The organism is Arthrobacter sp. Y3223166, from assembly GCF_059090935.1.
The window spans coordinates 1-671 of sequence record NZ_JBNHGE010000097.1; the positions used below are offsets into that span (position 1 = coordinate 1).

General features: G+C 62.9%; 1 pseudogene. It reads right to left on the reverse strand.

What is annotated here, in order from left to right:
- Window positions 1–79: 79 nt before the first annotated feature.
- Window positions 80–671: pseudogene (locus AC5RUH_RS16710) on the reverse strand (hypothetical protein); the annotation flags it as partial.

The following is a 671-nucleotide window of genomic DNA, read 5'->3' on the forward strand; positions in this document are numbered from 1 at the left end:
GAGGTCTTCGACACGGCGGTGTAACCGGTCTTGGTGCCGGTGACCTTTACTTTAATGGTCTTTCCGGCGTCGGATCCGGTCAGCTTGTAGGTCTTGGAAGTGGCGCCCTTGATGGCCGTGCCCGAGCGGTACCACTGGTACTGAGCGTGGTTCCGGAGGTCCAGGTCCCGGTTGTCGCGCTCAGGGTCTTGCCGACCTTCGCAGTACCGCTGATCGCCGGGGTCTTGCTGGTGAGCGTGCCCTTGGCGATCTTGCCTGTTGATTTCGAGGTCTTCGACACGGCGGTGTAACCGGTCTTGGTGCCGGTGACCTTTACTTTAATGGTCTTTCCGGCGTCGGATCCGGTCAGCTTGTAGGTCTTGGCAGTGGCGCCCTTGATGGCTGCGCCCGAACGGTACCACTGGTACTTCAACGTGGTTCCGGAGGTCCAGGTCCCGGTTGTCGCGGTCAGGGTCTTCCCGACCTTCGCCATACCAGAGACGATCGGCGTGGCGGTCTGCAGCGGGGTGACCTTGAAATTGGCCGTCCAGGACGTCCTGGCGCCGGGAGCAAGGACGTAGTCGGTTTGCACCCTGGCGGTGATCGTCACGGTGCCAGTGCCCTTGTGGGTGCCCGGGGGAACGGTCTTGCCGCCGACCAGGTAGTCCACGCCTTCGACCGCCGGGATCGTG